Genomic DNA, 9,603 nt, shown 5'->3' with positions numbered 1-9,603 from the left:
AACTCGTCGGCCGCATCCACGCCATCGTCAGCCGCTCGAAGGGCCACGCCCAGTCGGTGATCACCACCGGCGACCTCCTCGTGAACCTCGACCAGAAGACCGTGGAAGTCTGCGGCAGCCGCGTCCACCTAACCGGCAAGGAGTACCAGATGCTGGAACGCCTCTCGCTGAGCAAAGGCACGAAGCTGACGAAGGAGATGTTCCTCAACCACCTCTACGGCAGCATGGACGAGCCCGAGCTGAAGATCATCGACGTGTTCATCTGCAAGCTGCGCAAGAAGCTCGCCAACGCCTCCTCGGGCAAGAATTACATCGAGACCGTCTGGGGCCGCGGCTACGTCCTGCGCGAGCCCAACGAGGGCGAGGAGCGCATCGCCGTCTAGGTGGTTCCCCCCCGAACACCAAAAAGGCCCCGCTCGCGCGGGGCTTTTTTATTGCTGTCGCGAAAGGCACCGCAGCGTCATTCCGGGGCCGCGCAGCGGGCCCGGAATGACGGAAACGGTGAGACGTCCGGCCGTCTCCGCGACGGAGCGCTACAGTCCGACGGCCCGGCGCAGGGGCGGCGGGGTCAGGGCGGAGGCGATGGCCGCCGCCGGCAGGCCGGTCGGTGCCCGGGCCGGGGCCGCCGCCTGGTTGTACAGGCCGCGATGCTGCGCGTTCGGCGCGAGGCGGTCGGTGAGGCCGATCACCGTCTCGGCCGCGCCGAGCAGGACCGCGCCGTCCGGCGACAGGCTGGCGCTGATCCGCGCGAGCACGTCGCCCTTGGTGGCCGCATCGAAGTAGATCAGCACGTTGCGGCAGTAGATGATGTCGAAGGTGCCGAGCCCGTCGAAGGGGTTGAGCAGGTTGAGGGGCCGGAAATCCACCATCTGGCGTAAGGGGGCGGCGATGCGCCACTGCTCGCCGACCTGTTCGAAATGCTTGATCAGCAGCTGCACCGGCAGGCCGCGCTGCACCTCGAAATGGCTGTAGAGCCCGGCTTTCGCCTTCTCGAGCACCTCCGTGGACAGGTCCGTGGCGACGAGGTCGACGTGCCAGCCGGCCAGACGCGGGGCGGCGTCGTTCAGCATCATCGCCAGGGAATAAGGCTCCTGGCCGGTGGAGGCGGCGGCGCACCAGATCCGCAGGCGGCGCTGGGCGGCGCGCCGGGCCATGGCCTCGGGCAGCAGCACGTCGCGGAACAGGTCGAAGGGCGCCCGGTCGCGGAAGAAGAACGTCTCGTTGGTGGTCATCGCCTCCACCACCGCCTTCTCCATGGCGGTCTCGCGCCCGCCCTTGAGGGCATTGACGAGGTCGTGGAGGCTGGCGAGGTTGAAGCGCCGGCAGACGGGGCCGAGGCGGCTCTCGACGAGGTAGCGCTTCTCCCCGCTGAGGGCCAAGCCCGAGCGGGCCTTGAGGTAGGTGCGCAGGAAGTCGAACTCGACGTCGGTCATGAGCCCTGCCCGGTAAGGAGGTTGCGGAGCGCGCCACCGATTTCGGAAAGCGGCAGGATCGCCTGGGCGAGGCCGGCCTTGGCGACGCTGCCGGGCATGCCCCAGACGGTGCTGGTGGCCTCGTCCTGGGCGAGCACGGCGGCGCCCGCCTCGGTCAGCGCCCGGGCGCCGCCGGTCCCGTCCGAGCCCATGCCCGTGAGCACCACGGCCAGCGCCGAGGCGCCGAAGATCGCGGCCGCGTCCTGGAACAGGACGTCGACGGCCGGTCGGCAGAAATTGACCACGGGCCCGTCATGGAGGCGGATCGCCGCGTCCGGGCGTCCGGGCGTCCCCGTCAGGCCCATGTGGCGCCCGCCCGGCGCCACGTAGATCCGGCCGGGCTGGAGCCGCTCGTCGGCCTTGCCCTCGGCGGCCGGCAGGCCGGTGCGGGCACCGAGATGCTCGGCGAACACCGCCGTGAACACCGGCGGCATGTGCTGGACGATGAGAACGGGGAACTGGCGCAGCGTCGCGCTGCCGATCTTCTCCAGGACCTCGCCGACGGCCCGGGGGCCGCCCGTGGACGCGCCGATGAGCAGGACGCGCGGAGCGATGCCGGAGCGGGCTTTGGGCCGGAGCACGAGGGGGGCCGCCGGCTTCGGCGCGGGCGCGGCCACCTGGGCGAACGCCCCGGCCCCGGCGGGGCCCGGAACCGGCCCGCGCTTGCGCGCCCGGGCCGATCCGAACAGGCGCACCCGCTCGATGAGGTCCTGGCGGAAGGCGTCCGAGGTGGTGACGCCGCGGTTGCTCTCGGGCTTGGCGAGGTAGTCGACGGCGCCGAGCGCCAGGCAACGCAGGGAGATGTCGGCGTTGCGGGTCGTCAGGGTCGACATCATCACGATCTGCACGCCCGGGCTCTTGGCGAGCAGCAGCGGCAGGGCCTGGGTGCCGTCGAGTTCCGGCATGTCGATGTCGAGGAGGATCACGTCGGGGTCGTGGCGGGCCATGGCCTCCACGGCGATGCGGCCGTTGGAGGCGGTGGCGACCACGTCGAAGCCGGCCTCGGCGATCCAGCGGGCGACGAGGCCGCGCACCACGGCCGAATCGTCGGCGATCATGACGCGGATGCGCGGGCCCGTGGCGGCGATCGGCCCCGGCATCGGGGCGGCGGAGATGGGTTTGAGAGCCAGCATGGGTCCTTGACGCTTCGGCTGAGCGGGACGGGGTCGGGTCGCGTCCGGCCGGGCGAACCCGACGGGGCAGGGCTCAGGACGGGCTCAGGTGATGCCGGCTTCGCCGGGAAATCCGGCATCGCCGGGGAAGCCGACCTGGGCGAGCTTGGCGGTCACGATCTCGCGATCGAACGGCTTCATGATGTACTCGTCCGCGCCCGCGTGCAGGGCCCGGGCGATGGCCCCGACATCGTTCTCGGTGGTGCAGAACAGCACCTTGGGCTTGTCCCCGCCGGGGGTCTGCCGCAGGGCCTTGAGGAAGTCGTAGCCGTCCATGGTCGGCATGTTCCAGTCGAGGAGGATGGCGTCCGGCATGGCCTCGCCGCAGGCGGCGAGCGCCATCTGGCCGTCCTCGGCCTCCCCGACCTGGAAGTTCATGGTCTCGAAGATCCGGCGGGCCACCTTCCGGATCACGGCGGAATCGTCGACGACGAGGCAGGTCTTCATCGGTGTGTCCCCGTGGAGTGCGACAGGTTCGGCGAGCGCCGCGGCAGGATGATGAGGCGCCGCGGCACGATCAGGCCGCACCGGCGGCGAGGCGGGGGGCGCCGAAGGCCAGCAGGGCGTCGACGTCGAGGATGACGAGGAGGTGCCCCTGGAGGCGGTGGACGCCGAGCGACAGGTCGCGCCAGCGCGCGTCGAGGTTGATCGGCACCGGCTCGTGGGTGTCGGCCCCGAGCTTGAGCACCTCGCCGACGCCGTCGACGATGAGGGCGAAGGTCTCGCCGCCCTGCTCCAGGCCGATGGCCATGCGGTTGGCGTCCCCCTCCCGGTCGGGCAGGCTGAGCCGGCGGCGCAGGCACAGGGCCGTCACCACCCGCCCGCGCAGGTTGAGCAGGCCGACGATCTCCGGCGGCGAGAGCGGCACCGGCGTCACGCCGGCGGGGATGAAGACGTCGTGGACCCGGTTGATGGCGAGACCGAACATCGTCTCGCCGACGAACACCGTGACGAAGTCGTGGGTCGCCCCCGCCTCGGCGCTCGCGGCGTTGCTGTTTGCGGCCTGCATCATGGACGTGGGCTCCGATCGTGCGCGAGGGCCGGCATCAGGCGGCGTGGGCGTGGCTGGGGGCGGCGGCGTCGATCTCGGCGAGCGCCGCGATGAGGCCGCTGCGGTCGAACTTCGCCACGAGGTCGAGGATCGAGAGGGTGCGGGCCCGCGCGATGGCCTCGGGGCCGATGGTGCCCGAGAGGCCGATCACCGGCAGGCCGGCGACGCGTCCCTCGACCTTGCGCATGGCGCCGACGAGGTCGAAGCCGTTGCGGCCGGGCATCTCGAGATCGCAGACCACGACGTCGATGCGGCCGTTGGAGAGCAGGGCCGCCACCGCCTCGTCGGCGCTGGCCGCTGTGATCACGTTGTAGCCCGCCGCCTTGAGGACCGGGGACAGCATGTCCCGGAAGAAGGCCGAATCGTCGACCAGCAGCAGGGTCGAGGACCGCTTGGCGGCCTTCTTCGGGCCCCGCGCCCAGTCGTCGTAGGCCAGCGGCAGGAAGTGGGCGATGTTGATGATCTCCGTGGCGCGGCCGCGCAGGACGGCCGAGCCGATGAGGTCGGAGCGGTCGGCCGAGATCTCCACGTCGAGGCGCTCCTCGACGATGTCGACGATCTCGTCGACCACGAGGCCCATGGCCCGCTCGCCGTCGGAGAACACCACCAGGGCCTGGGTGCCGGTCTTGCGGATCTCGATGGAAGGATCGGCGGGAACCAGCGGCATCAGGCGGCCGCGATACTGGATGAGCGGACGGCCGCCGACCCACTCGACCTTCGCGGCGTCGATCTCCTCCAGGCGGGTGACGAGGGAGAGCGGCACCGCCTTGTAGCTGCCGGCCCCGCCCTTGAAGACCAGGAGGGTCGCCTTGGCGTCGGCGGCCTCGGTCTCCTCGGCCTCGGCCTCGACGGGCATCGCGCCGGACTGGGTGCTCTGGCTGACCTGCTGGGCGATGCCGTTGGGATCGACGATGAGCACCACGGCGCCGTCGCCGAGAATCGTGTTGCCGGCGAACAGCGGCAGGTGGCGCAGCTTCGAGGACATCGGCTTCACGACGATCTCCTCCGTGTGGAAGACCTCGTCGACGAGGATGCCGAAGCGCTGGCGCCCGACCTGGGCCACCACCACGAAGCCGGAATCGATGTCGGTGGCGGCGGGTGCCTGGCCGAGGACGCCCGTGAGGGTGACGATGGGCAGGAGCCGCTCGCGCAGGCGCAGGACCGGCGAGCCGTTGATGCGCTCGACCTGTTGGGCCGTCGACTTGTCGACGCGCACCAGTTCCAGCACCGCCACCTGCGGCACGGCGTAGCGCAGGTCGCCCGCCTTGACGATGAGGGCGGCGATGATCGCCAGGGTCAGGGGGATCTTGATGGTGAAGGTGGTGCCGCGCCCGAGCTGGGTGTTGATGTCGATGACGCCGCCGATGAGCTCGATGTTCGTCTTGACCACATCCATGCCGACGCCGCGGCCCGAGACCGAGGTGATGGCCGCGGCCGTGGAGAAGCCGGGATGGAAGATGAACTTCGCCACCTGGGCGTCGGTCATGCGCTCGACTTCGGCCTGGGAGGCGACCTTGCGCTCCACGGCCTTGCGGCGGATGGCGGCGAGATCGAGGCCCTTGCCGTCGTCGGCGATCTCGATCGTGATGGTGCCGCCCTCGTGGTAGGCGGACAGGCGGATGGTGCCGCGCACCGGCTTGCCGGCGGCCTTGCGGTCGGCCGACGACTCGATGCCGTGGTCGGCGGAGTTGCGCACCATGTGGGTGAGCGGGTCCTTGATCACCTCCAGGACCTGGCGGTCGAGCTCGGTCTCGGCGCCGCTCATGACGAGCTCGATCTGCTTGCCGAGTTCCGACGAGAGGTCGCGCACCACGCGGGGCAGCTTCTGCCAGGCGTTGCCGATGGGCTGCATGCGCGTCTTCATCACGCCTTCCTGCAGCTCGGCCGTCACGTGGCTGAGGCGCTGCAGGGGCACCTTGTAGGTCGAATCGTCGTGGCGGCGGGCGATCTCGAGGAGCTGGTTGCGGGTCAGCACCAGCTCGGACACCATCGTCATGAGGTGTTCGAGGGTGTCGACGTTCACCCGGATGGTCTGGACCTTGGCGACGCCGCCCTCGGTCCCCTCCGACGGGCCGTCCTTGGCCGGGGCCTTGGCCGGGGCGACGGCCTCGTCGGGGACGGGCGCCTCGACCGCGGGGGCCGGGGCGTGAGGGGCCTGGGCGGCCACGGGCTCGGGGGCGGGAGCCAGCGCCGGCAGCGGGGCCGGCGCGTCGAACGGGTCGGGACCCTCCGCCTCGAGGAAGGCGCGCTCGAGGTCGTCGAGGGTGACCTCGCCGGGCTTCAGCTCGCGGACGACGGGATCGGGCAGCCTGATCTCGGGCGCGGGGGCTGGCAAGGGCGCGGGAATGGGCGCCGGCAAGGGGGCGGGCGCGGGCGCCTGCATCGGTCCGGCGGACATGACGTCGAGGGCGTCGATGAGGTCGTCGTCGCTGCCCGTCGGCTCCGTGCCGGTGTTCTCGAGCTCGCCGAGAATCGATTTCAGCCGATCCAGGGTGACGAGGATCAGGCTCACGGCGGGGCCGGTCACCGGCATGCCGTCGCGGAACTGGCCCATGAGGGTCTCGGCGGCGTGCGCCAGCGCCTCGAGGCGCGGCAGGCCGAGGAACCCGCAGGTGCCCTTGATGGTGTGGACGAGGCGGAAGATATTCCGGAGGATCGTCTGGTTGTTCGGGTCCTGCTCGAAGCGCACGAGCTCGGCATCGACGGTGTCGAGATGCTCGGCGCTCTCGGTCAGGAACTCACGCAACAAGTCGTCCATGAGAGGCACTCGGTCCAGATACGCACTACGGTCTGTGCATCCGGACTTTGTGCCTGAATGGGTTAGTGAAGAGTTTCGCCGGGTGAGACGCTGGAGGGAAACCGGGTAATATTTGACATTGTGCCGCCGGGCACGTGACTATGGTTAATCGACTTCAACCGTGGCCACGTCGCGCCGGTCTCGGGATGACCCGGTCCCGGACGGGCGGATCGCGCCCCGGACACCGGTCAGGCGAGGGCGGTTTCCGGCGGCTCGTCGTCGGCCGGGGGGGCGTCGTGGGGCGCCGGCTCGGGCGTCGGCACCGCCCCGATGGTCACCATGTCGCCGGTGATCGCGAAGGTGACGTCCATCTCGGCCGCGCGCGCCACGAGGCCGGCGTAGAACGGCAGGATCGCGTGGGCGTCCACGGTGCCGCCCTCCGGCGTGCCGGCGATGAGCGCCTCGACATGGGGCGGAATGCGCGCGTGCGAGCCCTTGGCGGTGATGACGATGGTCGGCGCCTCGCCGTCCCCCTTCACGGTGACGTCAATGAGGCCGCCGCGGGGGATCGCGCTCTGGGCGATCACCACGAGGTTGAGGATGAGCTTGACCTTGTTCTTGGGGTAGAGCGCCTGGGGCGCCGACCAGGCGAGCTGGGTCTTGTCGTCGCTGAACATCCCGCGCGAGACCTTCTCGGCGTCGGCGAGGTCGATGGAGGCCCCGGCCGAGCCCGCCGCCCCGAAGGCGATGCGGGCGAACTGGAGCCGGGCCGAGGCCTGGCGCGCGCTCTTGGCGATGAGTTCGAGGGCGAACTCGCGCATGGAGGCGTCGGACTCGTCCTCCAGCACCTCGAGGCCGTTCACGATGGCGCCCACCGGGCTGATCACGTCGTGGCAGACCCGGGAGCACAGCAGTGCCGAGAGGTCGAGGGCATCGAGTTGGACGAGGGTCATCTTGCGCTCCGCGCGAGGCACTTTAAGGGGCCGCGGGCGACATGGCCGGAACGTCGCGGCCGGTCGCCACCGGAACCGATAGACGCCGCCCGTTGCTTTGAAAAGCACCAGCACCGGCGGGACGCCGGTTCGGAAAAGCACCAGGACCGCCAAGATGCCGGTTCGGAAAAGCACCAGCACCGGCGGGATGCCGGTTCGGAAAAGCATCCGGCGTGGCTCGACGCCGGCTCGACAACCCGTCCGCGCCGGGGCATGAGGAGTGGATCATGTCACTCGACGCGCCGACGCGCGACCGTATCGCGGCAACATTGACGGAGATCGCCTGCCAGGCGGGCGAGATCCTCCGGGGCTACCACGGCGGCGACTGTCCGCATGTGCTCAAGCCCGACGGCTCGCCGGCGAGCCTCGCCGACACGGCCTCCGAAGCCATGATTCTCGCGGCCCTCAAGCGCCACTGGCCCGGGATTCCCGTGGTGGCCGAGGAATCCTCCGCCGACCGCCCGCCGGCCGACCTGTTCTTCCTCGTCGATCCCCTCGACGGGACGAAGGACTTTCTCGCCGGCAACCGCGAATACAGCGTCAATATCGGCCTCGTTGAGGGCAACCGCCCCGTGGCGGCGGCTTTGGCCGCGCCCGGCCTCTGCCGGGTCTGGGGGGCGGGCGCCACGGCCTTCGAGGCCGCCATCGTCGCCGGCCGCCCGGGGCCGCACCGGGCCATCGGCGTGCGCCCCGTGCCCGCCGACGGCCTCGTCGCCCTGGTGAGCAGCCGCCACGGCGATGCCGAGACGGAGGCCTGCCTCGCGCACCTGCCGGTCGGCGGCCGGCGCGGCGCCGCCTCGGCCCTGAAGTTCTGCCTCATCGCCTCGGGCGAGGCCGACATCTACGTCCGCTGCGGACCGACCATGGAATGGGACACGGCGGCCGGCGACCACGTGCTCACGAGCGCCGGCGGCTGCGTCGTGGTGCCGTCGGGCCAGCCGATCACCTACGGCCATCACGCGCGCTACTACCGCAACGGCCCGTTCGCGGCCCTGGGGGATCGCAGCTACGCCGCCCGCCTCGACCTGCCCGCGTCGAGCCCCGCGCCGCGCCGCTCCGCCGCCGGGCACCACGCCTGACGCGCGCCACGCCCGAGCGGAGCCCGCGGCCGCGTTAACCAAATCTTGACCGTGTTTCGCGTCATCATCGGACCGGATTCGGATACGCGCGCGTATCCAGGGCCTTGCCGGGGCCGCCGGCCGGCACCGCACGCGACGAGGCACGATGCTGAAATCCCCCTTCCCCCCGCAATCCCCCGCTCCCCCGAAATCGGGGGCCCGGTCCCGCGTCCGTCTCGCCCTGGCCGCGTCGCTCCTCGCCGGGGCCGCCGTGGTCCCGGCCGTCACGGTCCCCGCCCGCGCGGCGCCGGCCCGGACGGCGCCGGCCGCCCCGGACGAAGCCGGGCCCGGCACCTTCCGGCCCGCCGAGATCGTCGACAACGGCCACCGCTTCTTCGGTTCGATGTCGCGCGGCCTCGCCCTCACCGTCGAGGAGGCGACCCGGCGCTGGGGCGAGCCCAACGGCTACATCCTCGGCCAGGAGGCGTCGGGCGCCATCGTGGGCGGCGTGCGCTACGGCGAGGGCACCCTCTACACCCGCAACGCCGGCAAGCGCCGCATCTACTGGCAGGGCCCGTCCATCGGCTTCGACGTCGGCGGCGACGGCGACCGCACGATGATGCTCGTCTACAACCTGCCGGCGGTGCAGGGACTCTACCGCCGCTTCGTCGGCGTCGACGGCTCGGCCTACTTCATCGGCGGCTTCGGCATGACGGCGGTCACCGCCGACGACGTCGTGGTGGTGCCGATCCGCACGGGCGTCGGCGCCCGCCTCGGCATCAACATCGGCTACCTCAAGTTCACCGACCGGCCGACCTGGAACCCGTTCTGAGGCCGGGTCCGGGGAGGGGGCCGGCGCCGCCGCCGAGCGATCGCAGAGGAGCCGCGCCGGGCCCCCTCGCCTTCCAGGCAGGGCCATCGCAGATGCGTTTTCCGCGGCGCTCGGACGAGGGGCGGAGCGTCCCGCATGACCGCACCGGGCTCGGTCTCCGACAGGCCGGTCATGAAGATCACCGGCACGTGGCCGAGGTGGCCCTTGGCCTTGAGGCGCCGGCAGGTCTCGAACCCGTCCATGCCGGGCATCACCGCGTCGAGCAGGATGATGTCGGGGGTGATCTCGT

At 71.3% G+C, this 9,603-nt stretch carries 9 protein-coding genes and 1 pseudogene; 3 read left to right on the top strand and 7 right to left on the bottom strand.

Going from position 1 to position 9,603, the window contains the following annotated elements; translation table 11 throughout:
* On the top strand, window positions 1-383 hold a 383-nt coding region (locus tag MKK49_RS07840), incomplete at its 5' end, for a winged helix-turn-helix domain-containing protein (RefSeq protein ID WP_244027556.1).
* Window positions 384-533: 150 nt separating this feature from the next.
* Here MKK49_RS07840 and MKK49_RS07835 read toward each other — a convergent pair.
* The 6 genes from MKK49_RS07835 to chpT all read right to left on the bottom strand — a co-directional run bounded on the left by MKK49_RS07835 (window position 534) and on the right by chpT (window position 7,385).
* A complete protein-coding gene (locus MKK49_RS07835; protein WP_244027555.1) occupies window positions 534-1,433 on the bottom strand; it encodes a CheR family methyltransferase in 900 nt (299 codons plus the stop codon).
* On the bottom strand, window positions 1,430-2,572 hold the full coding sequence (locus tag MKK49_RS07830) for a chemotaxis response regulator protein-glutamate methylesterase (RefSeq protein ID WP_244027558.1): 1,143 nt from the start codon (window positions 2,570-2,572) through the stop codon (window positions 1,430-1,432). Before MKK49_RS07830 ends, MKK49_RS07835 begins: the two co-directional genes overlap by 4 nt.
* A gap of 117 nt (window positions 2,573-2,689) precedes the next feature.
* Window positions 2,690-3,091, bottom strand: coding sequence for a response regulator (locus MKK49_RS07825; protein WP_244027553.1), 402 nt, complete (start codon window positions 3,089-3,091; stop codon window positions 2,690-2,692).
* Window positions 3,092-3,161: 70 nt separating this feature from the next.
* Complete coding sequence (locus MKK49_RS07820) at window positions 3,162-3,653, bottom strand: chemotaxis protein CheW (RefSeq protein ID WP_244027557.1); 492 nt, start codon at window positions 3,651-3,653, stop codon at window positions 3,162-3,164.
* Window positions 3,654-3,690: 37 nt separating this feature from the next.
* Window positions 3,691-6,453: a hybrid sensor histidine kinase/response regulator gene (locus MKK49_RS07815; RefSeq protein WP_244027551.1), complete on the bottom strand. Its 2,763-nt coding sequence runs from the start codon at window positions 6,451-6,453 to the stop codon at window positions 3,691-3,693.
* 227 nt (window positions 6,454-6,680) lie between these two features.
* Window positions 6,681-7,385, bottom strand: a complete 705-nt coding sequence (gene chpT / locus MKK49_RS07810; protein ID WP_244027548.1) for a histidine phosphotransferase ChpT — start codon at window positions 7,383-7,385, stop codon at window positions 6,681-6,683.
* 266 nt (window positions 7,386-7,651) lie between these two features.
* Between chpT and MKK49_RS07805 the strand changes: the two genes are divergently transcribed.
* Window positions 7,652-8,503 (top strand): 3'(2'),5'-bisphosphate nucleotidase CysQ, encoded by an 852-nt coding sequence (locus MKK49_RS07805; RefSeq protein ID WP_244027546.1) that lies wholly within the window; start codon window positions 7,652-7,654, stop codon window positions 8,501-8,503.
* A 145-nt stretch (window positions 8,504-8,648) separates the two neighbouring features.
* Window positions 8,649-9,314 carry a DUF1134 domain-containing protein gene (locus MKK49_RS07800; RefSeq protein WP_244027544.1) on the top strand — a complete coding sequence of 222 codons (666 nt, stop codon included), beginning with the start codon at window positions 8,649-8,651 and terminating at the stop codon, window positions 9,312-9,314.
* 149 nt (window positions 9,315-9,463) lie between these two features.
* Here the strand turns inward: MKK49_RS07800 and MKK49_RS07795 are convergent.
* Window positions 9,464-9,603 (bottom strand): annotated as a pseudogene (locus MKK49_RS07795) (response regulator); the annotation flags it as partial.

The organism is Methylobacterium sp. J-090, assembly GCF_022829345.1.
Taxonomy (GTDB): domain Bacteria; phylum Pseudomonadota; class Alphaproteobacteria; order Rhizobiales; family Beijerinckiaceae; genus Methylobacterium.
The sequence above is the reverse complement of the archived record's forward strand: the minus strand, read 5'-3'. Positions and strand labels throughout refer to the sequence as shown.